This is a genomic window from Parasphingorhabdus sp. JC815, assembly GCF_040717415.1.
GTDB lineage: Bacteria > Pseudomonadota > Alphaproteobacteria > Sphingomonadales > Sphingomonadaceae > Parasphingorhabdus.
Window position 1 is genome coordinate 962,005 of the sequence record NZ_JBFEFM010000001.1, and the last position, 26,323, is coordinate 988,327.

The 26,323-nt window shown below is 49.6% G+C and carries 31 protein-coding genes; 7 read left to right on the forward strand and 24 right to left on the reverse strand.

What is annotated here, in order from left to right; genetic code table 11:
- Window positions 1-40 precede the first annotated feature (40 nt).
- The 17 genes from AB1K62_RS04620 to fliE form a co-directional block, all read right to left on the reverse strand.
- Complete coding sequence (locus AB1K62_RS04620; protein WP_367001594.1) at window positions 41-409, reverse strand: flagellar export chaperone FliS; 369 nt, start codon at window positions 407-409, stop codon at window positions 41-43.
- 62 nt (window positions 410-471) lie between these two features.
- The gene (fliD, locus tag AB1K62_RS04625; protein ID WP_367001596.1) at window positions 472-1,854 is read right to left on the reverse strand and encodes a flagellar filament capping protein FliD; all 1,383 of its coding nucleotides are present in this window, start codon (window positions 1,852-1,854) and stop codon (window positions 472-474) included.
- A gap of 73 nt (window positions 1,855-1,927) precedes the next feature.
- A complete protein-coding gene (locus tag AB1K62_RS04630; RefSeq protein ID WP_367001597.1) occupies window positions 1,928-3,073 on the reverse strand; it encodes a flagellar type III secretion system protein FlhB in 1,146 nt (381 codons plus the stop codon).
- Window positions 3,074-3,081: 8 nt separating this feature from the next.
- Window positions 3,082-3,876, reverse strand: a complete 795-nt coding sequence (fliR, locus tag AB1K62_RS04635; RefSeq protein ID WP_367001600.1) for a flagellar biosynthetic protein FliR — start codon at window positions 3,874-3,876, stop codon at window positions 3,082-3,084.
- Between the two features lie 9 nt (window positions 3,877-3,885).
- On the reverse strand, window positions 3,886-4,161 hold the full coding sequence (locus tag AB1K62_RS04640; protein ID WP_367001602.1) for a flagellar biosynthetic protein FliQ: 276 nt from the start codon (window positions 4,159-4,161) through the stop codon (window positions 3,886-3,888).
- A gap of 14 nt (window positions 4,162-4,175) precedes the next feature.
- The gene (gene fliP / locus AB1K62_RS04645; RefSeq protein WP_367002062.1) at window positions 4,176-4,895 is read right to left on the reverse strand and encodes a flagellar type III secretion system pore protein FliP; all 720 of its coding nucleotides are present in this window, start codon (window positions 4,893-4,895) and stop codon (window positions 4,176-4,178) included.
- A gap of 38 nt (window positions 4,896-4,933) precedes the next feature.
- A complete protein-coding gene (locus AB1K62_RS04650) occupies window positions 4,934-5,191 on the reverse strand; it encodes a flagellar biosynthetic protein FliO (protein ID WP_367001604.1) in 258 nt (85 codons plus the stop codon).
- A 2-nt stretch (window positions 5,192-5,193) separates the two neighbouring features.
- Window positions 5,194-5,592: a flagellar motor switch protein FliN gene (fliN, locus tag AB1K62_RS04655; RefSeq protein ID WP_367001606.1), complete on the reverse strand. Its 399-nt coding sequence runs from the start codon at window positions 5,590-5,592 to the stop codon at window positions 5,194-5,196.
- Window positions 5,589-6,476, reverse strand: coding sequence for a FliM/FliN family flagellar motor switch protein (locus tag AB1K62_RS04660; protein ID WP_367001607.1), 888 nt, complete (start codon window positions 6,474-6,476; stop codon window positions 5,589-5,591). Before AB1K62_RS04660 ends, fliN begins: the two co-directional genes overlap by 4 nt.
- Window positions 6,476-7,075 carry a flagellar basal body-associated FliL family protein gene (locus tag AB1K62_RS04665; RefSeq protein ID WP_367001608.1) on the reverse strand — a complete coding sequence of 200 codons (600 nt, stop codon included), beginning with the start codon at window positions 7,073-7,075 and terminating at the stop codon, window positions 6,476-6,478. Before AB1K62_RS04665 ends, AB1K62_RS04660 begins: the two co-directional genes overlap by 1 nt.
- A gap of 26 nt (window positions 7,076-7,101) precedes the next feature.
- Window positions 7,102-8,526 carry a flagellar hook-length control protein FliK gene (locus AB1K62_RS04670; RefSeq protein ID WP_367001610.1) on the reverse strand — a complete coding sequence of 475 codons (1,425 nt, stop codon included), beginning with the start codon at window positions 8,524-8,526 and terminating at the stop codon, window positions 7,102-7,104.
- A 4-nt stretch (window positions 8,527-8,530) separates the two neighbouring features.
- Window positions 8,531-8,953, reverse strand: a complete 423-nt coding sequence (locus tag AB1K62_RS04675; protein WP_367001612.1) for a hypothetical protein — start codon at window positions 8,951-8,953, stop codon at window positions 8,531-8,533.
- Window positions 8,950-10,281, reverse strand: coding sequence for a FliI/YscN family ATPase (locus AB1K62_RS04680; protein ID WP_367001615.1), 1,332 nt, complete (start codon window positions 10,279-10,281; stop codon window positions 8,950-8,952). The genes AB1K62_RS04675 and AB1K62_RS04680 overlap by 4 nt, the downstream gene beginning before the upstream one ends.
- Entirely contained in the window at window positions 10,275-10,949 is a 675-nt protein-coding gene (locus AB1K62_RS04685) for a FliH/SctL family protein (protein WP_367001618.1), read from the reverse strand. Before AB1K62_RS04685 ends, AB1K62_RS04680 begins: the two co-directional genes overlap by 7 nt.
- The gene (gene fliG, locus AB1K62_RS04690; RefSeq protein ID WP_367001619.1) at window positions 10,936-11,997 is read right to left on the reverse strand and encodes a flagellar motor switch protein FliG; all 1,062 of its coding nucleotides are present in this window, start codon (window positions 11,995-11,997) and stop codon (window positions 10,936-10,938) included. Before fliG ends, AB1K62_RS04685 begins: the two co-directional genes overlap by 14 nt.
- Window positions 11,990-13,705 carry a flagellar basal-body MS-ring/collar protein FliF gene (gene fliF, locus AB1K62_RS04695; protein ID WP_367001621.1) on the reverse strand — a complete coding sequence of 572 codons (1,716 nt, stop codon included), beginning with the start codon at window positions 13,703-13,705 and terminating at the stop codon, window positions 11,990-11,992. Before fliF ends, fliG begins: the two co-directional genes overlap by 8 nt.
- Before the next feature lies 1 nt (window position 13,706).
- The gene (fliE, locus tag AB1K62_RS04700; protein WP_367001623.1) at window positions 13,707-14,042 is read right to left on the reverse strand and encodes a flagellar hook-basal body complex protein FliE; all 336 of its coding nucleotides are present in this window, start codon (window positions 14,040-14,042) and stop codon (window positions 13,707-13,709) included.
- A gap of 544 nt (window positions 14,043-14,586) precedes the next feature.
- Here fliE and AB1K62_RS04705 point away from each other — a divergent pair.
- Window positions 14,587-15,402, forward strand: coding sequence for a flagellin (locus tag AB1K62_RS04705; RefSeq protein ID WP_367001625.1), 816 nt, complete (start codon window positions 14,587-14,589; stop codon window positions 15,400-15,402).
- A 184-nt stretch (window positions 15,403-15,586) separates the two neighbouring features.
- A complete protein-coding gene (gene glpK / locus AB1K62_RS04710) occupies window positions 15,587-17,059 on the forward strand; it encodes a glycerol kinase GlpK (protein WP_367001627.1) in 1,473 nt (490 codons plus the stop codon).
- Between the two features lie 424 nt (window positions 17,060-17,483).
- On the opposite strand, the gene AB1K62_RS04715 is transcribed toward glpK, so the two are convergent.
- From AB1K62_RS04715 to petA, 3 genes are read right to left on the reverse strand one after another with little or no spacing between them, the layout of a single operon-like run.
- Complete coding sequence (locus AB1K62_RS04715; RefSeq protein ID WP_367001628.1) at window positions 17,484-18,338, reverse strand: cytochrome c1; 855 nt, start codon at window positions 18,336-18,338, stop codon at window positions 17,484-17,486.
- A gap of 18 nt (window positions 18,339-18,356) precedes the next feature.
- Window positions 18,357-19,628 carry a cytochrome b/b6 gene (locus tag AB1K62_RS04720; protein ID WP_367001630.1) on the reverse strand — a complete coding sequence of 424 codons (1,272 nt, stop codon included), beginning with the start codon at window positions 19,626-19,628 and terminating at the stop codon, window positions 18,357-18,359.
- A gap of 12 nt (window positions 19,629-19,640) precedes the next feature.
- A complete protein-coding gene (gene petA / locus AB1K62_RS04725; protein WP_367001633.1) occupies window positions 19,641-20,222 on the reverse strand; it encodes a ubiquinol-cytochrome c reductase iron-sulfur subunit in 582 nt (193 codons plus the stop codon).
- Window positions 20,223-20,394: 172 nt separating this feature from the next.
- Here petA and AB1K62_RS04730 point away from each other — a divergent pair, with 172 nt between their 5' ends.
- The 3 genes from AB1K62_RS04730 to AB1K62_RS04740 are packed head-to-tail and all read left to right on the forward strand — an operon-like array spanning window position 20,395 to window position 22,359.
- Complete coding sequence (locus AB1K62_RS04730) at window positions 20,395-20,853, forward strand: tRNA (cytidine(34)-2'-O)-methyltransferase (protein WP_367001635.1); 459 nt, start codon at window positions 20,395-20,397, stop codon at window positions 20,851-20,853.
- Window positions 20,850-21,734 (forward strand): oxygen-dependent coproporphyrinogen oxidase, encoded by an 885-nt coding sequence (hemF, locus tag AB1K62_RS04735; protein WP_367001638.1) that lies wholly within the window; start codon window positions 20,850-20,852, stop codon window positions 21,732-21,734. Before AB1K62_RS04730 ends, hemF begins: the two co-directional genes overlap by 4 nt.
- 7 nt (window positions 21,735-21,741) lie before the next feature.
- Window positions 21,742-22,359 (forward strand): GNAT family N-acetyltransferase, encoded by a 618-nt coding sequence (locus AB1K62_RS04740; RefSeq protein WP_367001641.1) that lies wholly within the window; start codon window positions 21,742-21,744, stop codon window positions 22,357-22,359.
- Here the strand turns inward: AB1K62_RS04740 and AB1K62_RS04745 are convergent.
- The gene (locus AB1K62_RS04745) at window positions 22,333-23,085 is read right to left on the reverse strand and encodes a hypothetical protein (protein ID WP_367001643.1); all 753 of its coding nucleotides are present in this window, start codon (window positions 23,083-23,085) and stop codon (window positions 22,333-22,335) included. The genes AB1K62_RS04740 and AB1K62_RS04745 overlap by 27 nt on opposite strands.
- Before the next feature lie 73 nt (window positions 23,086-23,158).
- Here AB1K62_RS04745 and lipB point away from each other — a divergent pair, with 73 nt between their 5' ends.
- Together lipB and AB1K62_RS04755 are read left to right on the forward strand one after the other, a co-directional pair.
- The gene (gene lipB / locus AB1K62_RS04750) at window positions 23,159-23,812 is read left to right on the forward strand and encodes a lipoyl(octanoyl) transferase LipB (protein ID WP_367001644.1); all 654 of its coding nucleotides are present in this window, start codon (window positions 23,159-23,161) and stop codon (window positions 23,810-23,812) included.
- A gap of 36 nt (window positions 23,813-23,848) precedes the next feature.
- The gene (locus AB1K62_RS04755) at window positions 23,849-24,148 is read left to right on the forward strand and encodes a hypothetical protein (RefSeq protein WP_367001647.1); all 300 of its coding nucleotides are present in this window, start codon (window positions 23,849-23,851) and stop codon (window positions 24,146-24,148) included.
- A 63-nt stretch (window positions 24,149-24,211) separates the two neighbouring features.
- On the opposite strand, the gene queE is transcribed toward AB1K62_RS04755, so the two are convergent.
- The 3 genes from queE to AB1K62_RS04770 all read right to left on the reverse strand — a co-directional run bounded on the left by queE (window position 24,212) and on the right by AB1K62_RS04770 (window position 26,215).
- Window positions 24,212-24,856 (reverse strand): 7-carboxy-7-deazaguanine synthase, encoded by a 645-nt coding sequence (queE, locus tag AB1K62_RS04760; RefSeq protein WP_367001650.1) that lies wholly within the window; start codon window positions 24,854-24,856, stop codon window positions 24,212-24,214.
- A gap of 19 nt (window positions 24,857-24,875) precedes the next feature.
- Window positions 24,876-25,589, reverse strand: coding sequence for a 7-cyano-7-deazaguanine synthase QueC (gene queC / locus AB1K62_RS04765; RefSeq protein ID WP_367001652.1), 714 nt, complete (start codon window positions 25,587-25,589; stop codon window positions 24,876-24,878).
- Between the two features lie 221 nt (window positions 25,590-25,810).
- A complete protein-coding gene (locus tag AB1K62_RS04770) occupies window positions 25,811-26,215 on the reverse strand; it encodes a hypothetical protein (protein WP_367001654.1) in 405 nt (134 codons plus the stop codon).
- Window positions 26,216-26,323: the final 108 nt, after the last annotated feature.

A 26,323-nucleotide genomic window follows, 5' to 3' on the forward strand; every position in this document is an offset into this window, starting at 1 on the left:
CGACTTGAGTGATGCTTGGTGAGCCATGAAGAAGCGCAAATTAAACCTCGATTTGTAACCATGCGGAATATATTTCAGAAATTATCTGGTGCGCGGCACGGTTATTTTCCAAGCTGCTGGCCGATTCCTTAGCGGCAATTAAATGACGCACCTGGGAATATATTTGGTGCAAATTTTTTGCCAAATCCCCTCCCTTTTCCATATCCAGACTAATCATCAGGGAATCTACAATAGTTAATGCCATCGCTTGTTGATCGGCAATTCCCCGTTTTTCGTCACGCGACTGGATCACGTAGATTTCGTCTAGAAGATTCAGCAATTCTTCAAACAGGATGGTAATCAACTCATGAGCATTGGCGTTCATAACCCGTGCTTCTTTACCGGCTGCGGCATAGCCTGATTCAACCAAATTTATATTATACACGCTTTTTCTCCCCTGATTATCTTGCTGATTTGTCCAAAGGCCGAAACCTACTCTCGATTGTTATTCCAGGCAGCAATTTGCTGGGTAAGGTAGGATTGCGTGGCTTTTAACCGAGCCAGTTGACGGTCCATATTGGCAAAGCTGCGGCTTAACTGTTCTTCATAGCGCTCGCTATCCTGATCCAGCTTTTCCCAAGCCTCTGCCAAATCGGTTTTAATCTGTTCCAGCCGGTTTTGGGATGATTTCAGCGGGCCATTATCGCCTTGCAAGCGATCTCTTATCGTTTGCAACACACCGGCGACCCCCGGATTATTACCATTTACGACCAGCGGATCCAGCATATTCGCAACCGCATCAACATCATTAGCTAGAACAGCATCAAGCCGGGTTTTATCAATGCTAAGCGTCCCGTCCCGGTTTGTTTTCACACCGATGTCCGACAAGGCGCGATAGGGACCGTTATCGACCAGAGCAGTCGCGCCAATTTGTCCAAGCGAACGGATCATTTCCCGCACACCCGCATCACCGGCCAATGGACCTGCTTCGCCATCGGCTTTAACAGAAGTGGCATTGTTCAGAGCGGATCTTAGCTGGTTATAAGCATCCACAAATTCCGTGACGAGATTGGCGACAGTGGTTGCCGGTTGATCTCCGCTGATGATAATTTGCGTTCCCGGCGACGCTGCTTTCAGATTGATCGAAATACCCTGAATAGCGTTTTCAATGATATTGCTGCTATAACTTAGATCCACGCCATCAACTTTTATTAACGCATCGGCTGCATCGCTGACCAAAGTCATACCAGCGCCAGGCGGATAATTATAATCTGCAAAATCACCGGTTACAGTAAATGCCTGACCTGCACCCTCCTGCCCTTCCAGAACAAGCCTGGCACCACCATTATCAGTTATGATGGAGGCTGAAACTTTTGGCCCAGCCTGATTGGCTGCTGATTGATTTATCGCATTGGCAAGCTCGGCCAGACTATCTGTACCGGGCGCCAAAGTTACGCTAAAACTACCACCGGCACCTGTAATGGTCATAGTTCCGGCACCAAGTGCAATATTGCTGTTAGCAACTGGCGCTGACACCAACCGGCGAGCTGACGCTATTTGTGATATTTCAAGCGTAGCGGGAAGCCCTTGAGGACGGGTGCCATCCACAAAACCAACAGTGGCCAAGGATGGCTGGCTGGACACCAGATTGCCGGAAAAAGCACGGCCATTGAGCAAGCCCGTCAACGCATTGGTAAATGTATCCAGCGATGATGAAGCCGATGCCAGTGCCGAAATTTTTGCACGATTGGCTTGTTGGCGGTTTTGAAGAATGGCTTCCTTTGGTTCACGAGATGCCGCCAAGAGGTCAACAATAAGCTGCCCGCTATTCACCCCGGTACCAGAGCCGATGAGATTGGATATTGAATCAAACATGAAACTCAAAACGACAAGGGCAGCGGTAAATTTATATTAACGTTCGAAATATTCTTTGACGTTATTCCTCGCTCTATTCTTCGGCGCTTTGTCCATCACTGTTAAAACGTAATTCTTTGGGCAGATCGACATGGGGCCGGTCCAGTTCATCGGCAATTTGTGCATCAAGCCGGAACAGAAACGCCAATACGGTAGCGACAGCAACATACAGCCGCTCGTCAATTACACCGCCTACCGGCGTCGTAAAATAAATCGCGCGGGTTAGCATCGGATATTGCAGCATCGGTACCGATCGTTCTTCGGCCAATTGTCTTATGGCATCCGCGACTTCATCCCTGCCTCGCGCCAAAACAACGGGAACGGCATCCATGCCGGGCCGATAGCGCAAAACCACGGAAAAATGAGTGGGATTGTTGAGCACGACAGTCGCTTCTTCCATCGCCTTGCGTGCGGATCGGGACAGGGTTTCTTGCTGTCTTTTTCGCAAAGCCGATTTCAGTTCCGGCGACCCCTCAATATCCTTATGTTCATCTTTGACCTCTTGCTTAGTCATCCGCAGCCGCTTGTTGCGCTGAAACATCTGCGCGGGCACATCAATTCCGGCTATGATAAAAAATCCTGCGGCCATGACCATGATGATGATAATGAACAAATCGGCAAACTGCCCTACCGCAGCCCGTACATCCTGCATGCCCATCGCAAACATATATGGCAGGTTCGCATAAACCAGCCATAGTCCGATAAATCCAAGCAGCACGACCTTTGCCAAAGATTTGGCTAATTCAATCAAACCGCGCGTCCCGAACATCCGTTTCAGGCCATTTACCGGGTTCAGCTTGTCTCCCTTCGGCTTCATCGCTGTCCAGCGGAAACCAAGAGAACCGAGTAGTAACGGCGTGGCTAAAGCTGCCAATATAGTTATCGAGAACAGGCCAATAAATGGCAGAATAATCTTGCCCAGATGACGATAAGTCCGCTCACCGGGATTGAAATGTTCAATGTCGCTGCGTTCGATGGTCAAGCCGCTGGTTACCATCTGCGCCAGCCCGTCCACCAGCATATCGCCAAGCATTGCAAATCCCGCTGCTCCGGCAATTACGATCATCGCCCCGCCCAGCTCCTTTGATTGTAGGACATCGCCTTTTTTCGCGCTGTCTTGAAGCCGTTTGGGTGTGGGCGGTTCGGTTTTTTCACCGCCGCCCGGTGGTCCTTCTGCCATTATCCCCCCTATCGGCTATTCTGTGCATCACTCGCCAGAGTGTCGCTAAATTCCAGCGATTGGACCAGCGTCCTTCCGATGCCGTCAATCATCATAGGGGCGGCCATCGCCAGCATCACCAGCCCAAGAGTTAACGTCGCTGGCAAACCAACGGCAAACAGGTTCATCGATGGCGCAGAGCGCGCAAGCAGGCCCATGATGATCTGCACCAGAAGCAAGGCAGATCCGACAGGAAAGGCAATGGCCAGCCCCGCAACGAACAATGTGCCGCCAAACCGGGCCAATCTCAGCGCAGCATCCGCCGACAGAATACCGCCACCCGGAGGCAAGTTTTCATAGCTACGCACAATGACGGAGGCGAGGATCAGATGGCCGTCAATGGCCAGAAATATAAGCGTCGCTATGATCGACAAAAACTGCCCGATGACTGGCGTGGATTGCCCTGTTTGCGGGTCTGACATCGAAGCAAAACCCAGTCCCATGGCGTTACTGATCGTCTCTCCCGCGACAAACGCGCCAGCATAGCCGATCTGGATTGTAAAACCGATAGCAAGGCCGATGACAATCTCTCCGGCAATCAAGGCAAAGCCCGAGATACTGATCAACCCGTCCTGCGGTAATGTGATAGCCGACCCGCCGACAGCCGCGATTCCGACCGCTAGAGAGATGATAAGCCGCAACTGCACCGGAACCATTTTCGCGCCCGTAACAGGAGCTGCAAAAAAAGCGGCACCCGGCCTGATCATAGCGAAAAGCCACAGCCATAGCTGCTCTTCCAATCCAGCAAATCCGGGCGCGATCATATCAGTCTGTCAAACCAGCAGCGCTGGTATCCGGTCATAAACGTCACGGGTAAAATCAACGATCAAATACATGATCGACCCGCCGAAAAGCCCCAGCATGATCGCCACGATCAACAATTTGGGCACAAAGCTTAGCGTTGCTTCGTTTATCGACGTTGCTGCCTGAACCATGCCCAGCAGCAATCCGCCGAGCAGCGCAGGCACCAGTATCGGCGCAGCGGCAAGCGCGGTAATCCACAATGTTTGCTGCGCCATACCAATAAAAAAGTCACTGCTGTCAGTCATATTGTCTCCTCTCGCTAGGTCGCAAAAGAACCGGCCAAAGTGCCCATCGTCAGCGCCCATCCATCGACCAGCACGAACAGCAATAGCTTGAACGGCATGGATATAATTGTCGGGGACAACATCATCATACCTAGTGCCATCAATGTTGACGCCACCACCAGATCAATGATCAGGAATGGCAGAAATATCAGGAAACCTATCTGGAAAGCGGTTTTCAACTCGCTGGTCACAAAGGCGGGCAAAAGGATGGTAAACGGTGTATCTACCGGCTTGGCAATCGGCGGAGCATCGGCCAGTTCCATGAACAGTTTCAGATCCGACTGCCGTGTTTGTTTAATCATAAAACCATGCAGCGCAGTGCCAGAGCGACTAATCGCCTCTTCAACCGGTATGTCCCCTTCCCCGAATGGCGAATAGGCATCGACATTAATGGTATCAATAACCGGACTCATGACAAATAATGACAAAAGTAATGATAGCCCGACCAGCACCTGATTGGGCGGTGTCTGCTGCAATCCCAAAGCCTGGCGCAGGATCGACAAAACAATGATAATGCGGGTAAAACTGCTCATCATCAAAATGATAGACGGCAATATGGTCAGCAAGCTCATCAGCAGCAAAATCTGGAGCGACAGGGTCAAAGGTCTGCCATCGCCCGAAATTTCGTCTAGAGCTTTGCCCAAGCCTCCTGAACCGCCATCCTGTGCAAATACAGGTTCGGCAAAACCACTCATCAATAGTGCGGCCATGACGCCAAAGGCTATCAAACGGATCATGACGCGTCGTCGTTTGCCGCAATCCGTTCTACCCGGCCTCTGGTCACGGATAGAAGAATTTTCCGGCCACCAAATTCAATGATGACCAGCTTGGCAAAATTACCCAGCGGCAGTGTTTCGAGCATTTTGATGCCGCGCTGTTTCTGCCCTTCGATCAATGCGGGCTGATATTTACGATATAGCCATAAGGCCGCAAAAATCAGCCCGCACATGACTGGCAATAAAATCAGCAGCTTTAGAATATAAACCGCCATTGTCAGCGCCTCTCAACCGCTGGAAAACCCGCAGATTGATCGGCTAGCTCGGCAATCCGTACACCAAAGCGCCCATCAATCGTGACGACCTCTCCTTTGGCGACCAGCGTGCCATTAACCTTTATGTCAAGCAGATCATCCGATTGCCGGTCGAGTTCGACAACCTCGCCTTCCTGAAACGCCATTATATCGGCCAGACGCTTGGAGACCGAACCCACCTCGACAGACAGCCGCACAGGAATATCGGCCAATAGGCGGTAATGGCTACTCTCGCTATTTCCGGATTGCTTTACCGGTTGCTGGCCCGGTAGCTGACTAGCTTGGGCAGATGCTTTACTATCTTTTGCTTTATTTATGTTCTTCGTGGCTTTCGCTGCCTGAGCAGGCTTTGTATCACTCATCCTTTATCTCCCTGTTCGATATGTTCTATTCTGAAAGCGGCACAGCCGTTTTTCTCGCCCAATGTGCCGGTTGCGAATCTGCGATTAGCGACAAATAATGGCGGGTTGGCTTGCGGCGTGATCGGGATGACATCGCCGGGTTTTAACTCGAAAAGTTCTGGCATCCGCATAGTCGGCTGCGCCAATATGCTGCGTAGCGGCAAATATATCTGTTTCAGATTTTCCGCCCACCGCTGCTGCCAGAACGGATCGGATGCTGCCGGTAATTCAATATCCTTGTTCTGCACAAACTCTATCGCGCTCGCCGCCGCTTCGGACGAATATATCAATTCAGCTTGCCACGAATTTTTAGCGTCAGCGGTGATCCGGAACGGTTGGCGCATCACCTGTTCCTGCTCTTTATAACCGGTGATAAGCGAAGGGCTGGACTCATGGCGCTGAAAAACCGGTTTCATCGGGCCGTAGCCGGAGAAAATATCGCACAGATGATCTATCAGCGAAGGCGCCAGACGATCAATCAACTGCATCTCGGTTGGCCGGAAGCCCTCTTTTGTCCTCCGCACAGAAGGTGCCGGGGCACCGCCAAAATAGACGTTGATTAAATGGTTAATCATCCCTTCTTCCAGACGCAATATTACTGTACCGCGCAAAGGGTAAAGGCGGAAAACCGACAGGCTGGACAATGTATCAAGCGCCGATGACCACCGGGAATATGCCGTAAATTCAATCTCTTCCGCAACGACTTGAACGGGCTGACCGGCAATATGTTCAATCGCATTTTCCATGGCCGAAACATAGCGGTCCGATATCCGCCTGAGCGGCGACAGATCTGTCAGACGATGGGCGGGCTTCTCAGCAAAACTATATGAAACAATCTTTGCCATTATTGCACCACGAAGCTGGTGAAATACACATTATCGACTCCGCCAAAGCCGGTCTTTTCTTTCAGCACGCCATTGATTGCATCGGTCAATATCTTCTGCAGCGTCCGTTTGCCCTGCGGAGTGCCAAGCGCTACCAGTTCCTGATCGGCAAGAGACATTAAAATTGCCGACCGGATAGCGGTTTCATGCTCCGCAATATTGTCCAGCACCTGTGCATCATAATAGGTCGCTACAGAAATGGATATCTGTGCAAAGCTGTCGCTATTTTTCAAATTGGTCGTAAAGGGATCTTCAATAGGATAATAAGTCGCTTTATATGCGCTTTCCTCTATCTGGTCCTTTGATCCCTCATTAGAAATTATAGCCGCTGGTTTGGTGGTCATAACCACAGGATCTATCGACCGGCCTTCCTTTGCCACCAGTTTGGGCATTTCCACTTCACCGGACATATTTAACGGTTGAAAACCATTTGCTGCAAAATAGCCAACGGCCACGCCGCCAGCGCCAAGCACAGTTAGCAATAGAACGGCCATTGCCTTTTTCTTTATATGTCGGCCCTGTTTAGAGCGCACAGGTTCAGCTTTCTCGGCGTCAGCCATAGGTATTCTCCAATTTTATGTAAGGATCAGGCGTATCGTGCGCCGTAATGCTGGGAAGTGGCGGCAGTGGCACTCCGATCATTTTGCGCGAGCATATCCGCCTCCGCCGAAAAGCCTTGTGATCGGGATTTGGGTGACTGATCTTGTCGTTGCGCGTCCTGTAACAAGTTTTCACCCGTGGCACGGTTACCCGATCCGTCGTCGCGCGGGCCGGACCCTTGGTCAAACTGTGCATCATCCTGCACCACAACATCAACGCGCGAGAGTTTCAGTCCCGACAGCCGGATATCCTGTTCCAACCGGGTTTGCGAACTGATTATCAGCGCTTTAACGTTTCCATTTTCTGCTTCCATCCGAACAATATCACCCGCGGCACCTGCTGTGATTTTGATAGACAATTTTCCCAGATGTTCGGGCTTGAGCTGAAAATTCAATTCCGGTTTTTCGGCCGATAGCTGGCCTATATCCTGACTTAATCTGGAGACCCATTCATTGCCCGTATCCATATTCAATGTCGGTGCAAACGTCGGAACCGGCGCAGAAACAGGTGCTGACATATTCGAGGGAGGCAATAGTGTGGAGGACACAGCCATTGGTGACAATGGTGCGGGGGACATGGCTGATGAAGCAGCAGCGTTTTGCGTCATCGCGGTATCGTTGATGGTCGCTGCCGACACATTGACATTTACTAACTGGGCGGGTCCGGACCGCACGACACGTAATGATGCCTCTTCAACTGGCGCGAATTCATCCGGCGCCAAATCATCTGATGCGAGCGCGGTAAATATTTTTTGCTCCATTGCGCTGGCTTTCGCAGGAACTTCAGCCAGTGATCGTGCGGCTTTTGAAGGCAGCTGCTCGGTTATCGCTACAGGTTTATCTTTGATCGAAGCATCGCGAACCAGCGGCGACGGAATATGCGTGCTACGCTGCAATAATTTGTCTTGCGCTGCTGTATCTTCTTCTATTCCTCCTTGTGATACTACGATTTCCGCCGTCAATTGATCCGGACTGGCGATAGCGGATGCTACTTTGGAAATAGGCGCAGATATAGGAGCAGTTTCAAGAAAGGCTCCAGTTACGGATTCCCCTTCGACTCCTGCGCGTGGTTTAATAAAGACTTCCGGTTTTTTGGACTCTACGACAGAGAGTAAAGCCAATTCCACATCCGGTTTCAATGGCTCTGGTTCTTCGCTTATCGCTGATTCAATGACCGGTCTGTCATTGGTAATATTCTCTTCGCTATTTTCCACTAGCTTTTGGTCAATCCCACTTTCAATGCCATCACCAGCCGTAACTATATTGGTGGCGCTATTGGCGGTTTCATTGATTGATGCGTCGATAAAAGCATTGGAAAAACTCGATGAAATCTGCTCATCTTCAGACAGAATAGACTGTGATTTCAATGGAGAAGCCGTGGACTTCGGCGTCAATTGGACAAGACCGTTCATATTGTTACCCTTCCCTGTTATCAAAATGACGGCTTTTCGTCCTCACCGGCTGGTTTTGCTGTTGCCGGTTTTCAAAAGATTTCGTTGTAGCCCGCAGACTCTGTGCTGCTTGCTCTTCCTGCTGTTTTGATAAATGTGCTTTAGATAAAAGCATCGCGGCTGCTTTCTCATCCTGCGCGATACGCTGTTTCTGATGCTGATTGAGAGAGATGAGCCGATGGCCAAACTCCATCTTTGCCGCGAGCGTTGCAGACGAAAGACAGCCGCCCATATCCAGCATCTGCTTCGTCATGACGCCAAGTTGATCGCGGGACGCTTCTCTTTTTACGATATCCTTGCGCGCGCGCAGATAATCGCGCTCCGTCATTTTGCCATTCACCTTGCAAATGGTGAGGATACGTTGCTTTGACCGGATATGTCGGGTCATTCGCCATACTCCCGGACCAGTTTCTCTACAGAGCGGCTACGGCTGACCTTCTCGTTAACCGCTTGTTTCATAAACTCTAGTTGATCGTAGCGACGCGCTATGGCCTGATCCAACAGATCATCACTCCCTGCGCGATAGGCCCCCATCGAAATCAGATCGCGGTTTTCCGCGTAACAGCTCCACAAGGATCGAAAGTTCTGTAGTGCTGCTGCATGATCCCTGCCGATAATATCCTGAGCGACGCGGCTGATTGACTTGCCAATATCAATGGCAGGATAAACCCCCTGCTCCGCCAGCTCCCTCGACAATATGATATGCCCGTCGGCAATAGCGCGCGCGGCATCGACAATCGGATCATCAAGATCATCGCCATCGGCAAGTACAGTGTAAATTGCAGTGATTGATCCGCCGGACACGGTATCCCTCCCGGCCCTCTCCAGCAATTGCGGTATCAGGGCAATTGCACTGGGCGGATAACCCTTAATCGTCGGCGGTTCACCCGCAGCCAATCCTATTTCGCGTTGCGCGTGGGCAACCCGTGTCAGACTGTCAATCATCAACAAAATATTTTTGCCCTGATCCCGGAAATATTCGGCGATAGCGGCTGCGCGCTGAGCCGCTTTTATTCGTAAAATCGGGCTGTGATTGGCAGGAACGGCAACGATGACCATCTTTTTCGCGATCCCGCTGTTCCGGCTCGCAGTAATAAAATCGCTCACTTCCCGCGCCCGTTCCCCGATTAGCCCTACGATAATCACATCGGCCTGGGAAGAAGAGCTAAGTTGCTGCATTAGAACAGTTTTTCCCACGCCCGACCCGGCGACAACAGCGACCCGTTGACCACAGCCCAGCGGTAGGAGCGCGTTAATCGACTGAACTCCAACATCCAGCGGCTCCGTGATGCGTCCGCGATGAATGATGTTGGATTTCCGGCCCATCAGGGGCCATCCCGATTCTGCGATGATGGGCTCCATATCATCCATCGGATTGCCCAGAGGATCAATAATCCGGCCAATCAAACCAGAACCGACATCAATCTCCGCTGCATTTGCCATAGGTTTTACCAGCGCATCTACCCGTATAGCCGCATGTTCATCAAAAGGGGCAAGGGTTGTCATCGCGCCATCAAAACCGACAACCTCGGCACCAATATTCCGGCCATCTTCTGAACTGATTTCGGCACCAAATCCGATCGGGTAATCAAAACCGCTAACCCGCAGCAAACCTGCTGAACATGACTTCACCTTCCCCCATTTCACAGGCCCAGGTGTGATCTCGCCAGTCTCAATCAAAAGACGAGATAGCCGATCATAGTCCAGTTTCAACATGTCGCACCGCCATCCAGTCCGATGCGCGATGCAATGTCCTGCTCAATCGATAAGGTGCCAGAGGTAAGCTGGCCTGATTCAGAATCCAGATACACCGAACCGGGCAACAGTTCAGGATCCGCTACGATCGGAATGGCACAATCATATGATCGCAGGAATTCGACATCAGCTGGCGCGACGTACAAACATGACTCGCCCCGTTCACTATCAATGGATTTCACCGCCTCTTCGCATCGCTGTTGCATTAGCGCGTCATCGATTTTCGCATTTCCAACTGCTTGCCGAAACAACGACAACACCGCTTCCCAAAGCTGTTTCGCCAGCTTGGCTTCATCAACCGGTTTCAACCGGCTTATGGCTTGTGCGAGAGCCTTCTGTCTTTCCTCACTCTCGTCAAGCTGAACGGCAATTGCTTGCTGCCCATTAAGATATCCTTGTGAATAAGCCTCGGCAACTTTCAGAAGCGTTGCGTCTGAGGCAAGAGGACTGTCTTCCTCGCAGTCAATCTCACCACTATCATCGACTTCCTGATCTACCTGATGAACGGCTAGAGCGAATTTGGGATTAAAGCCCGGTTCGCCCGTTTGCCACGTGCCAGCTACAAACAGATTATCCGACTCTTGCATGGATACAAAATTGTGATCGGGCCCATGATCATACAAAGTCATCACTATGCCCTTTCAGTATAATTGTGCCTTCTTCGGCCATTAATCGGGCGAGCGCGACTATCTGTTTCTGTGCAATGATTACATCATCTTTGGAAACTGGCCCCATTTCCGCCAGTTCATCCTGAATGGACTGCGCAGCACGTTTGGACATGCAAGCGAACATCTTTTTTGCCAGACTGCTTTCCGCACCTTTGATAGCCAAAAGCAATACCGGATTCTCAACAGACCGGATAAGCGTGCCCAGACTTTTGTCTTCAAGAGCGATAAGATCAGAAAAAACAAGCATTTCTTCTTCGATTGCCCGCGCCATCGACTTATCACGCTTAAGTAGCGCTTTTATGATCCGTTGTTCCGCCGGTTTTTCGACATTGTTCATGATAGCAGCGGCGTCACTGGCGTTACCTGCACGAGAACCGATTATCACACCGGGTTTCTGAACCTGTTTCGACAATAATGATTCAATATCGGATACAGCATTTGCGCTGATAGCACCCATAGATGCGACACGAAAAACAACATCATCCTGAATATCAGCGTCCAGTTTCTGAAGCACCTTCCCTGCAATTTCCGGATCAAGAAATGATAAGACTACTGCCATCAACTGTGGATGTTCATCCGCTATCATCTCGACAACTTCTTCTGCCGTCATCCATTTTAATTGGTTCAATTCCGCACAGTTTTGCTGTGGCCGGACCCGAGACAACATATTTGCTGCCCGGCTGGGCCCCAGTGCTTTATTGAACATGTTTTGAATTTGCTTGTCTGCGCGATAACCGACAGTCGTACGACTGCGCGCCCGTTCAACGAAGCGGTCAAATACAAGATTGACCTCTTCTTCGGTGACGTTGCGAATCTCAAACATCGCCTCGCCAAGTCCCTGGACTTCATCAGGTAGCAGGCGTGACAGAATATCGGCGGCTTCATCCTCCCCGAAAATCATCAATAATATCGCTGCTGTTTGACGCCCGGACAAATGATGCTCCTGAACATCTGTTACAGTCGATATTATCTGGGGCTCGTTCTTTTCATTAACGACAGATTCAACCATCGACAGCTTCCCCTTCCGTCTGATCTTCTGCAAGCAAATCCTGCACAGTCAGCGCCGCATGATCGGGGTTTTGGCGCACGAAGTTCTGAATAAGCGCGGCTCGTTCCGAATAACCATCTGCTGAACTAATCATATCCAGAGATACTGGACGAACAGGTGGAGTCTGCCGCCTATTGGCATGGGCAACTTCCTCATCCAGATCGGATGCCAGCTCCAGTTGCTGTTCAGTTGACAGCTTCGTTTTGTCCGACCGGAATTTTTTGAGTAACGGACGTCCAATCCCAAAAACCAATGCTAGCGCCACGAATAATGCGGAGAGATTGCGGACCATCAAGGAAACCCAACTCGCTTCCCACCAGTTTTGTGTTACCACTTCCACCGGCATGAATGGACGGGCCTCTATCGCAACGACATCTCCGCGTTGCGCTTGAAAACCGATTGCCCCCTTCACCAAAGCTTCGACAGCTGATAATTCTTCTTCGGAACGCTGATTGCTTCCCACTGGTGAGCGCAAAGCGACTGCAACGGACAAGCGACTAAGCGAACCGGCAGCCTCTTTGGAGACCGATATTTCACGGTCCAATTCAAATCGGCGAGCAAATTTCTCAGAAGTTCGGCTGATTTCTTCTTTATCCGTCTGGTCCTTACCATCCTGAAAACCATCAGTTAATTCAGGACCCTCTGGCGGACGATTAGATAATGCCCCCGGGATGCCATAGCTTGCTTTCTCACCTGGTTCACTGGACCAGCTTCCTTGCTCGGACCTGATCCGCGCGCCTTCTTTGGGAAAGCTTTCACGAGTGGCCTGCTTTTCGGAAAAGTCCATTTCTGCAGTAACTTCCGCAGTAAAATTCTCAGCGCCAATCATCGGAGTTAATAATGATGATATGGTTCGCCGATACCGTTCCTCGACCTGCGCCTGCACCATCAAGTGTCGTTCTACCTGAGCAGAGGACCCTGTATCGCCTTGTCGGGACATCAACCGACCATTTTGATCGACAACGCTTACCGCATCGGCAGATAGGCCTGGAATTGAACTAGCGACAAGATGGATGATGGATTGCACTTGTGCTTCGGTAAGCGGTGTTCCGCTAGCAAGATTTAGCATCACCGACGCAGATGGCTTTGATCGGTCGCGTACAAATATGCTTGGCGGTTCAACAGCTAAAAGCACCCGGGCCGAAACTATATTATCCATAGCCTCTATGGTCCGCGCTAAATCAAGCTCGCGAGCGCTGCGTAGTTGCTCGTTTTCAACTGCTCTACTCGCGCCCATGGGCATAGACGAAATCAAGCTGTCACCATCAGGCGACGATTTGGGCAACCCTTGTGCGGCAAGCGATAGCTTGGCTTCGTGGTAGTCGCTCTCCGCAACGGTCAACGCCCCGGTAGTATCGTTAAAATCAAACGAAATATCAGATTGCTTTAACGCTTCGGCAACGGCGGCCCTATCCGTTTCAGGTAGCCCTCTGAACAGGTCGCGCTGCGGCGGTTCCCGTAATGCCAGCCACAAGGCTCCGGCAGCCACCACGACAGTTAGCAAACCAAGCAATGGAAGAGCACGCATGATAGCAGGCTGCGTTGCCAGACCACGCAAACGGTCTCGCCAATCCACACCGGATGCAAAGGCATTCATTGGAACAACCCGCGTTAGCCCTTTCTCTGGGTCAGAGATCTGATCGTTAGTGGTAAGGCTGAGTTCGTTCATATCACACCGGCATGGTCATGATGTCTTGATATGCTTTGATCAGCTTATTGCGAACCTGAAGCGTCAATTCGAATCCGAGTGAAGCTTTTTGCTTGGCTATCATCACTTTAGCAACTTCGTTACTCTGGCCTGACGTATACTCACGCGTGATGTCACCAGATATGTGCTGCAATTTGCTGACATCTCCAATTGCAGATTTCAAAGCATCACTGAATACTGGCTGGGATGGGGTAGCAACTGTACCGGAAGGAGCAGAGGCGGCTTTTTTCAATATATCATTTTGTGCGATAATAGCTTGTCGCATTATCATTAATTGCGAACTGTTGATGGCTTTCACGATACTTCCCCAACAGCCAAGTCCGCTGTGCATCGCTTCACTACCAAAGGGTTTCGTGATATTTGCGAATTGACGCACAGCGGTAGGCCAAAGCTCACCCCGACCAGTATGGGGGAGCCTGTGACGAGAACGGCGCGAGAATTGATCCCGCAATTACTATGAAACGGATTTGCGTATAGGAGAGAATATATTTTACGTACCGCGCATTTAATTGAGGTCATCATTTTTCCCGTTTACTGGTCCTAAAAATAGCCGCTGCTGAAACAAGAAAGCTCAGCTAAACAATAGGTTCGCAAGCGCTGTGCCAATTTACAGAGTTAATATTTCTCATTATTTTACAGATGGTTAGAGATTTCATTTGGACGCAAAGCCAATTTAATGACTTTTCTGTGCCAAATCGCTGACGCCCTGCCATTTTATTGGCACTCTCTACGGGCCCTAAAAACTAACCGCTAAAGCAATCTTCAACGGCTCCGTTTTTGTGGATGAGACCGCCACTATTTCTATTTTTGGGCGACTCATCTGCTTTTGAAAGGAAAATAATATGACGATTATCGGAACCAACGTGGCAGCCATGCGTACCAACCGCGCAGCCAATAGTGCAGAAATGAGCCTTGCTAAGTCCATTGAGCGGTTGTCCACTGGGCGGCGTATCAATAATGCAAGCGATGATGCCGCTGGCCTCGCCATTTCCACTCGGATGACTGCTGAAGTTCGCGGTCTGAATATGGCCATCCGCAATGCTAATGACGGTATCTCGCTGGCTCAGACCGCAGAAAGCGGCATGAAAGAAATTAACAACATGCTGCAACGTATGCGCGAGCTATCTGTTCAGTCTGCTAACGGTACTTTATCTGCCGGTGATCGCGTCAATCTTCAGACTGAAGTCGCGGCTTTGATCTTGCAAATTGGGGATGTCGCAACGCGGACAGAGTTTAATAATGTTGCCTTGCTGGATGGTAGTACCCCCATAGTTAACATTCAGACCGGTACCGCGGCAGGCCAAAATGTAGCTATTAACCTTGCCGATGTTACGGCAACAAGTTTGGCTGTCGATACACTTGATATCAGCACTGCAGCAGGCGCTACAGCGGCTCTGGCGACTCTAACTGCAGCAATGGATACCGTGACCACTGCTCAAGCGTCTCTGGGTGCATCGCAAAACCGGCTGCAGGCGACTATTTCCAATCTGACTGGACGAGTGACAAACATGACGGAATCGCGGTCACGCATTGAAGACGTAGACTTTTCCGGAGAAACCACTGCATTGGCCAAATCACAGATATTAAGCCAGGCATCCACCGCAATGCTGGCTCAGGCCAATCAATCGCAGCAGGGCGTGCTTAGCCTGGTCCGCTAATATATCTGTAAAATTATAGGCAGATAGGCATTTATCCTATCTAGCGGATACTCAGCCTCCGGCTTTCAGTTACTGACTGGCGCCGGAGGTTTTTTTCACTGTCAGTTGTTGTCCCCCCATCATAGCTTACCCTTGCCTTTTACGAGCGAGTAATTAGCGTGAGCCCTCATATGGGAGCGCTATTATGGCTGCACAGCTAATTCTGGTAATTGATGAAGGAACAACCTCAACGCGAGCCATGCTATTTGGCATTGATGGCAAATTACGTGGATCGCAGCAGGAAGAACTACAGCAATATTACCCCGCGACAGGTCTGGTCGAGCATGATGCCGCGGAAATCTGGACGAAGACGCTGCTCTGTTGCCAAAAGATGATTGAGCAAGCTGGCGGAGCAGAAAAAATCGCCGCTATTGGCATTACCAATCAGCGTGAAACTATTGTCGCTTGGGACAAGCGCTCCGGGGAGCCTTTATGCAAAGCGATTGTTTGGCAGGATCGCCGGACTGCTGATATGTGCAACGCTCTAAAAGCAAAAGATCTGGAACCGACTATACAGTCAAAAACAGGATTGCTGCTCGATCCCTATTTCTCGGGCAGCAAAATCAGTTGGATACTTCAAAACAAACCTGAAGTAGCAGCAGTGGGGGACAATCTGGCTTTCGGAACGATTGAATCCTATCTTATATATCGCTTAACCGGCGGCCATCATATCACCGATGCCACCAATGCCAGTCGTACAATGCTAATGGCCTTGGACAGAACGGATTGGGATGATGAATTACTGGCTCTTTTTGATATTCCGCGCAAAACATTGCCAGCCATCGTGGATTGTGCGGGAGACTTAGGCAAAACATGTAAAGAGTTATTCGGCGCACCCATAAAAATATGTGGTTCTGCCGGAGATCAGCAGGCCGCTACAATCGGGCAAGCCTGTTTTAGCGAAGGCGAGACGAAAGCGACCTTTGGTACCGGCGCGTTTATTCTGACCAATAGCGGAGTGAAACCGCCCCATTCCAAGAACCGTCTACTTTCCACCGTGCTATATCAACTTAATGGACAGCGTATTTATGCGCTGGAGGGGTCTGTTTTCGTAGCCGGCAGTTTAATACAATGGCTTCGCGACAAAATAGGTTTAATCAAATATGCCGGTGAAAGTGAAGAGCTGGCCCGGTCGGTTAAGGATAATGGCGGGGTTTATCTGGTTCCTGCACTTTCCGGCATTGGCGCACCCTATTGGAAAGCAGATGCTACGGCGACTATCTCAGGCCTCAACTTCTCAACTACAAAGGCACATATTATCCGAGCCGCGCTAGAAGCAATGGCCTATCAATGCCACGATCTTAAAACGGCTTTTTCTGCTGATGGGACTGATTGGCAAAACCTACGCATTGATGGCGGCATGGTTGCCAATGACTGGATGGTGCAAGACCTCTCAGACATACTGAATATTCCAGTTGAACGGCCCGATTTTATTGAAACAACCGCGCTAGGCGCCGCCATGCTCGCGGCGGTTGGCTGCGGGGCTTATGAGACACTACAGGATGCTTCTGTTATGATAGCGGGTTTTGAAACCTATCATCCCGCAATTGAGGCAACGCAACATAGCGCCCGTATTGCTGGATGGAAAAAGGCTGTGGATGGTGTTTTGGCGAGCTAAAAACAATACATTTAATTTTGCGAATCCGGGCCGCTAGCTCGACGTAGCGGCACGAAGGCCAAAAGTGAGAAGGTTACGAACCATAGCTGTAATTGCGGGAACTATAAGAATCTCTATTTTCACTAGCTTTCGTATCCGCGGTTCACGAGTAACGAAATAGTTGCTTTTGACTTCTCCGTTATCAAACGACTGGCTCACTATTGCAATCCGATTTCAAGAACTGATCAAAGTGAACAGCAATAGGTTATAGAGAGTTAATATGGGAAGCGCTGGTAAAATCTGAATATATACTACCGCGTCCTCAATCCCCGAGACTGATAAATGCACCGAATTACAGCTGAGATAATAACCGGGATAGAATAGCTTAGTTAAAAAAAAGGCCCACCATCTGGCGGGCCTTTTTATATATTATATTACGAAAGCTTTATGCAGCTTTTTTCTTCTTCTGGGCTTTCAGGTCTGCCCAGATTGTTTTGTAAGACAGGAAAGCCAGAATAGTCGCTAGCAACAAAAACCCGATCACGGCCCAGCCAGTCTGCTTTTGTTTGATCAATGAAGGTTCAGCGGTCCAGATCAGGAATGCCGAAACGTCTTTTGCCATTTGCGAAACAGTAGCCTTAGTTCCGTCAGAATATGTCACTTGATCATTACCAGTGATCGGCGGTGCCATAGCGATATTCAAGTTCGCAAAATAAGGGTTGTAATGCAGTCCGGGACCAGGGCGATTGGCTTCTGGCAACGCCGCTGGTGGGTCGGTGTAACCTGTAAGCAACGAATAGATATAAGGCGCGCCACCTTCACGTGCTTTGGTCATCAGCGAAAGATCAGGCGGGATGGCGTTATTATTAGCTGCAGCAGCCGCAACATCATTTGCAAAAGCGAGAGGAAACTTATCCGCCGGAATTGATGGACGAGTAGATGCTTCACCAGTTTCAGGATCAATAGCTGGCGTTTCAATAGGCCAGTTTGCAGCGATAGCCTTTACTTCATCGTCGGTATAACCAAGTTCCGCAAGATTGCGAAACGCTACCAGACGAATGGAATGACAAGCTGCACAAACCTCTTTGTAAACCTGAAATCCACGTTGCAGTTGTTGATTGTCAAATTTACCAAACGGACCATCGCTTGCGAACGAAACGTCTTTTGGCTCTTCGTGGAATTGATATTCCACAGCCTTTACTGGCGGATTGGAAATATACTCCACTGCGCCTCGTCCAAATGAATAGACCAGCATCCCAGTAAAGAACAAACCGATCAATATACCGAAAAATCTTACCATTACCCAGATCCCTGTTACTTAGCTGGTTTGTTTTAGTGGTTTGCCGGTCACCGCTTCGGTGATCGAATTTGGCAGCGGCTCGGGTTTTTCAATCCGTGACAGCAGCGGCAGAATGATCAGGAAGTGTGCAAAATAATAAGCACCCGCAATCTGACTCATCATGACAAACGGCTCTTCCGCTGGCGCCCCGCCGCAATAGCCAAGCACCGCGACGCAAGGGATTAAACCAAACCAAAAGAATTTCTTGAACTTTGGCCGATAGTCACCCGAGCGAACTGGTGATTTATCGAGCCATGGCAGGAAGAACCAGACCAATATGGCTGAGAACATCGCCAATACACCCAGTAATTTTGCCGGAATGAACAAGAAGTCAAAAGTAAAGGCGCGCAGTATGGCGTACCATGGCCAGAAGTACCACTCAGGAACAATATGCGCCGGAGTAGAAAGCGGATTGGCCGGAATATAGTTATCAGCATGACCCAGAGCATTGGGCATGAAGAACATCATAGCCGTAAAGAAGATCAGAGCCAAACCAAGGAACCAGCCATCTTTAACGGTATAAAAAGGGTGGAAAGGAATAGTATCCTGCTCACCTTTAACATTAACGCCTGTCGGATTACTCGACCCCGGAATATGCAATGCCCAGATGTGCATGATAACAACACCGGCAATGATAAACGGCAATAGATAGTGGAGTGAGAAAAACCGGTTCAACGCCGCATTATCAGGTGCAAAACCACCAAGGAGCAGTTCCTGGATCGGCTTACCCACAATCGGGATGGCCTCGAACAAGCCGGTAATCACTTTTGCGCCCCAAAAGCTCATCTGACCCCAAGGAAGCACATAGCCCATGAAGGCAGTCGCCATGGCGAGTAAATATATAACAACGCCAAGCAACCAGATCATCTCGCGCGGGGCTTTATAAGAACCATAATAAAGACCACGGCCGATATGCAAATAGATAGCAATAAAGAAAAAGCTTGCACCATTGGCATGGGCATAGCGGATCATCCAGCCACTGTTTACATCACGCATGATGTGTTCAACGGAGTCAAATGCGATGGCTGCATTGGCAGCATAATGCATCGCTAATATTATACCGGTTACAATCTGAACGACCAGAAAAAAACCGGCTATGGAACCGAAGTTCCACATATAGTTGAGATTGCGAGGCGCCGGATAACCAGCACCAAGGCTGTTATACACCATCCGGCCGACCGGCAGTCTCTCGTCCATCCACTGACCAAATCCGGTCGTTGGCTTATATTGCTTTGCCCAAGGAAAACTCATCTTTTCTTGCCCCTAGCCGATTTTCACGACAGTATCTGATAGAAAACTATATTCCGGCACTTCCAAATTGGTCGGTGCCGGGCCTTTACGTGCTCGCCCTGCCGTATCATAGTGCGAACCATGGCATGGACAAAAATAGCCGCCAAACTCGCCTTTGACTTCGCCCTGTGCTGCACCAAGAGGAACACAGCCAAGATGGGTACAAACGCCCAGGGTGATTAACCAGTTTTCCTTACCGGGTAATGTCCGATCGGCCAAAGTTTCTGGATCACGAAGATTCGAAACATCAACTGTATTAGCTGCTTTAATCTCTGCGGGGGTCAGGTTACGAATAAAAATAGGTTGCTTACGCCAACTGGTCTTGATCGCCTGACCCGGCTCAATGGCCGAAATATCGACTTCAATTGATGAAAGCGCCAGAACATCTGCGCTTGGGTTCATCTGGTTCACCAGTGGAAAAACGGTAGCAACAACGCCAACTCCGCCAAAACTCACTGCCGCGATGTTAATAAAATCCCGGCGCCGGACGCCACCGATTTCAGGTTCCAGAACGGCTGAATCATCTGGTTCAACCGCGGTATCAAGACTAGCCATGCAAACATGCCCTTACGTTTGTTTCTTATCCCTGCCTGCCAATTCAAACAAAACGCTTAATAAGTTTCAACTGACAGTGATTTGCGCGCCTGATAGCCTCGAATACTATGGTTTGCCAACAGTCAATTTTTGATTGACCGAACATTATAAACAACCCCATGCTGGACACATCATGCGAGTAGCCCTGTATCAACCCGATATTGCCGGAAATTTAGGAACGATTCTAAGGACATGCGCCTGCCTTGATGTCGCTGTCGATATCATCGAGCCGTGTGGATTTCCGTTTAGTGACCGCAGCTTGAAACGCGCAGGTATGGACTATTTTGACCATGTTGATTTTACACGACATGCGGATTGGGACGCATTTTTGGCTTATGCTGATTCACAATCGGCCAGGATCATATTGCTCACGAGCAAGGCTCAGACAGGCTACCATGAATTTGCGTTTCAACCGGATGATATTCTGTTGTTCGGATCGGAAAGTAGCGGCGTACCCATTGATGTTAATCAACGCGCGGATGAACGAATCACTATAAAGATGAAAAATGGTATGCGCTCATTGAACCTTGCCGTTTCTACGGGCATGGCACTGGGCGAAGCATTAAAACAGACAGGACAATTCCCTTCATGACAGTACATCCCCCTGCTCCAGAAAATGACAAGCCTCTGGATGATCAGCAATTGCGCGCACAGGCATGGTTTGCAAAACTGCGCGATGATATTTGTGCAGAATTTGAAAAAATCGAAATTGAGGCAGGGAGTGACGCCCACTTTGATTATTTATCATGGGATCGTAAAGATCCCGATGGCAGCCCGGGCGGCGGCGGTGTCCGCGGTGTAATCAAAGGCAAAGTTTTTGAAAAAGCCGGTGTGAACATTTCAACCGTCAACGGTACATTTAGCGAGGAATTCGCTAAATCCATTCACGGAGCAGCTGAAAATCCGCACTTTTTTGCGACCGGCATAAGTCTTGTCGCGCATATGGCCAATCCCCATGTTCCCGCAGTTCATATGAACACCCGGTTTCTGTGCACTACAAAGCGCTGGTTTGGCGGCGGGGCCGACCTCAACCCGCCAATTCCTTATGAAGAGGACACGGAGGCGTTTCACGCACGGTTAAAACAGGCGTGTGACCATCATGATCCGAATTATTATCCGGAATATAAAAAATGGGCAGATGACTATTTTTATATTCCCCACCGGGAAGTTCATCGCGGTGTTGGCGGCATTTTTTACGATCATCTGGAACTCGAATCAGACGATGATTTCGAGAAACACTTCGCATTTACGAAAGATGTTGGTCTGGCTTTCCTTGACATTTTCCCTTTGCTTGTGCGGCGGCGCATGGGCTTACCGTTTACCGAAGATGAAAAAGAGCAACAGCTTATCTGGCGCGGTCGTTATGCAGAGTTTAATCTTGTATATGATCGCGGGACTACATTTGGTTTGAAAACCGGGGGCAATGTCGATGCGATATTGATGAGCCTGCCACCCGAAGCAAAGTGGAGCTGATCAGCCTATGGGCGATAATCCGGTAACTATAAGTAAAGTCCCTGACGGTAAACTCGCAGCTGTCGTCACATATTTCGAAATGACCCAAAAACCCGAGATTTTTGGCAATAAAACCGATTTAACCTTAATGGCCTGGGACCGTCCTGATCTGGAAGAATATAGAAAATTGTTCCGGCAGGTGGGCGATGACTGGCTGTGGTTTGGCAGATTATTGCTAACCGATGATGAGTTGCGTTCGGCAATCCACGATCCCAATGTAAAGATTTTCAAAGCGATGTACGATGGGAATACTGTGGGATTCGTGGAACTGGACTTTAGCCAGCCAGAGCAATGCGAAATATCTTATTTCGGACTAATCCCGGAAATGAATGGCAAAGGCCGGGGCAGCATTATGATGGCTCAGACACTGGAACGCGCTTGGAAAGACGGGATTAAACGGGTCTGGCTACATACTTGTACCAATGATTCGCCCCGCGCACCTGTTTTTTATGAACGCGTGGGCTTTACTGCATATAAACGCGAGATCGAGATAGCTACCGACCCGCGCCTTAGTGGACATCTACCAATGGATGCCGGGCGACATGTGCCGATTATTCCGTCAGCTAAAAACATCTCCAACCTGTGAATTATTTTGAGATAATTGATCATAAATTGATGCGATGATCAATGTAAACAGAAGCTGAAGAGCCGTGCTGCCAAGGGCCGATACGAGATTATCGATCAATGCCCAGCCCTCGCCACTTGTGGCGATACCAACGATCACTCCGACAATCATTTGGGCCACGCTAACCGTGATGGCCCCGACAATAGCGATGATAAGAATAAATAACAGAATTGAAAAACCGTTACCTTTTGTCATGTACCAACTGGTTTTTAGCGACTCCAGCGGATTTCTCTCGCCCTGATCGGCAATAATTATCGGCACCAGTACCAGCCGGCATGCGATATAAACTCCGGGAATGATCAACAGCATGAAACCTGCAAAAGTTGCCAAGCCAGTCAGGATATTGGCGAGCAGAAAGATTACAAATAACCGCAGCCCCTTGCTTAAATCATCAGCTACAGTGCCGCTATGCGAACGAGCGACTGTCATAAATATCACAAATCCGCCAAAACTGATCAACAGATTAGACAGGATGATCGCCACCGCATTTTGGCTAAAATGGGCCGAGTAAGCTGCTGCAACCGCGTTCAGGTCCTCACCTCCATCTATAGCAGGTTGTCCGACGAACTGCGCCATTAACAAGGTCGGCAAAAACACAAAGACCCCTGCTATCGCTAGAATCGCTTCTTTATGATCACGGAAAATCGCCATCGCTCCGTTCCAGCATTGCATGTAATTGAGCTTCATCGATTCAACCCTTAGCTTGGAATTTCATTGGCCCACTCTTGCCACCGGCGCGCCAATTGTGCACGGAATTTTTATGAACAATTTATCCGACATTGAATGGCGCAAAACCAATAGCCGAGTCGCCTATCCGGATGCCCTGGCCGAAATGGAGCAGCGCAATGCAGCCATTCATGCTGGCGAACTGCCCGAGCTTATATGGCTGCTGGAACATCCTCCACTCTATACCGCCGGGACAAGTGCCAATCCCGCGGAATTACTCAGTCAGCAGTTTCCGGTTTTTGAAACCGGACGCGGTGGACGTCATACATATCATGGGCCGGGTCAGCGCGTGGGCTATGTGATGCTGAACCTGAAAAAGCGGAAAGCCGATGTTCGTAATTTTGTCCATGCGTTGGAGGGCTGGGTCATCAGTGCTTTGGCCGAATTTGGTGTCAATGCACGGGCTGTCGAGGGAAGGGTCGGCATCTGGTGCGACACACCGCAGGGGGAGGAAGCGAAAATCGGTGCCATTGGTATTCGCATTCGCAAATGGGTAACAATGCACGGGTTTTCAGTGAATATTGATCCGGATCTCAGCCATTTTGGCGGTATTATTCCCTGTGGTATCAGCGAATATCCGGTAACTAGCCTGAAACAATTGGGCATTGATGCCACTATGGAAGATTTTGACGCAGCATTAAAGAAAGCCGCTCCTGATTTTCTTGCTGCAATTGATAAAGTCGTGTGACGCGTTATTACGAATGAAAGAAGACTAGGAATAATCATGACAAAATTGATCAAAACTTCCGCCCTCAAAACTTCGGCTATGGCGATTGCCCTTTTTTCCATCGCAGCTTGTTCGGGCGACCCGGAAGCTCCGGAAAGTGATACGGTAACCGAAACCCGTATGGATGAAGTTGATGTTCTTGACGGTACAATCAGCGACGACATGCTTAATGTCGATGCTCAGGAAACTACCGACGATATGCTTAACAGCGACCGCGCTGATGCGAAAAACTCCAAAGAAGAGGATACTGCTGAAAAAACCGCTTCTGATGAAGATGCCGGAAATAGTGAGGGCTAATCAGGTACAACTGGCGCGGAAAAATAAAGCGCTTAAACCGGAATCACTTTCAGCACGAACAAATCAGGCCAGCCCCAAAATCTTGTGGGTCTGCAGAGACAAGCGCCATTTCGGGTGAGCTTGAACAAAAGCAATTGCACTTTTTAGATTGTCGTCATTGGCGGCCTGATCCAGGCGAGCGTCCATCGGTTGCAGCAAATGATTGGCAAAATCCCACTCCTGCATCGCTTCCCAATCACTCCCCGATTGCGGCCAGACCAATTTCAATTCATCGCCTGACCGCTGAACTGTTTCGCTTCCTGCTTTCGGGCTAATACAAATCCAGTCGATCGAGCGCGGCACAGCCAATGTACCGTTGGATTCAATCGCAATTTCAAACCCTGCTTCGTGAAGTGCAGAGATCAACGAATCATCCACTTGCAGCATCGGTTCGCCGCCAGTAAGCACCACAAACCGGGCGTCAACGCCCTCTCCCCATGTGGCAGTAACCGCATCAACAAAAGCGGCCGCGTCCCGAAACCGGCCGCCGCCATCCCCGTCCATTCCAACAAAATCGGTGTCGCAAAACTGACAAATGGCAGATGACCGGTCCTTTTCAAGGCCGGACCAAAGGTTGCATCCGGTAAAACGCGCAAATACCGCGCGGCGCCCGGCCTGCACACCTTCTCCTTGTAACGTCAGGAACATTTCCTTTACTGCGTAACTCATAATATCAGTCTCAAGAAGCTCACGATATAGTCGCATAGCGCGTGGGATCGGCTATTCCCGCTTCGACAAAACCTTTGTGGCGCAAATGACAGCTTTCACATTGGCCACAATGTAAATCGCCATCTACAGGATCATAACAGGTCCAGCTCAGCGCCGGATCAATATTCAGCCGCTGCGCTTCTTTGGCAATGTCTGCTTTGGTCATATACTGCAGCGGTGTTTGTATTGTAAAACCGCTCCCCATATCTCCGGCTTTGGTTGCAAGGTCGGCGAGTCTCTCAAACCCTTCGATAAATTCGGGGCGGCAATCAGGATAGCCCGAATAATCCAGCGCATTGACACCAATATAAATGTCGCGTGCATTACGGGCTTCGGCCAGACCAAGAGTGAGTGACAGAAAAATCAGATTGCGCGCAGGGACGTAGGTTACCGGAATATCGCTGGCTGTCCTGGATGATTGACCAGATTGAGCGGCGGATTTCGGGACATCAATATCATCAGTTAGCGCCGACCCGCCAAAACGGCTTAGATCTAGCGGCAGAATGATATGTTCGCTAACATCTAGCTTCTTCGCAATTCGGGCAGCAGATTGAAGTTCAATTTTATGCCGTTGATTATAATCGACAGTCAAAGCGACGATATTATAGCCCTCCTCCCGCGCAATCGCGGCAGCTACCATGGAATCGAGGCCGCCGGAAAGCAGCACAACGGCTTTTTTGTTATTTTGAGACATGCCCGCCCCGCTAATCCTCTTCGCGGGGATAATCAAGCATTCAGAAATAGGCTATTAGGCATAAATTTTTCAAAAAATAGGGCCCCATTCCAATGGAACGCGGCCCAGTTTGGGTTTCTAGTTCAAACCCGAAAGGAAGAAATCACGCCAAAACATGATGTTCCTTCCCTAACAGAATAATGGTAAATATTTGATGAACGAAACTGGATGCCCAGCTTTATCTAGCAGCTGCCCGTTCTGCGTCCCTCATAATTCAGGGAAAAAGGGGCATTGGCTTTAATGCCCTGCGATTGAAGTTGTATTAATCCGCTAGATTCGCGCTTTATAGTGGTTACGCCATGGTCAGAGCTTCCGCATTTATAACTTACACGAAGTATACCGGGTTTATCCTGAATGACATAGCGCGAACAAGCCGCTCCACTATGCTGAATTTGCAGCAATATTGCCGGATCACCAAGGCAAAGTTTTTTGCTGGTCTGTGAACCGCGCTCCTTCAGCGTCCATTCGCCTTTTTGTAAACTGCTCAATAATGTCAGTTCTGATGAGTGTGCCGTCGCTGAAATCGGAAATACAAGAAATACGGCAATAGATGCACTGATTATTTTCATCAGTGTAATAGCTTTCATTCTATGCTTCCTTTCCTGTTACCTATGATGAACCGGGCAATGAAGATCCGGATCCACCCGCCAGATATTCGTCTAGGGTCCATTAGAGCTTCTTATAAACTCTCTAGT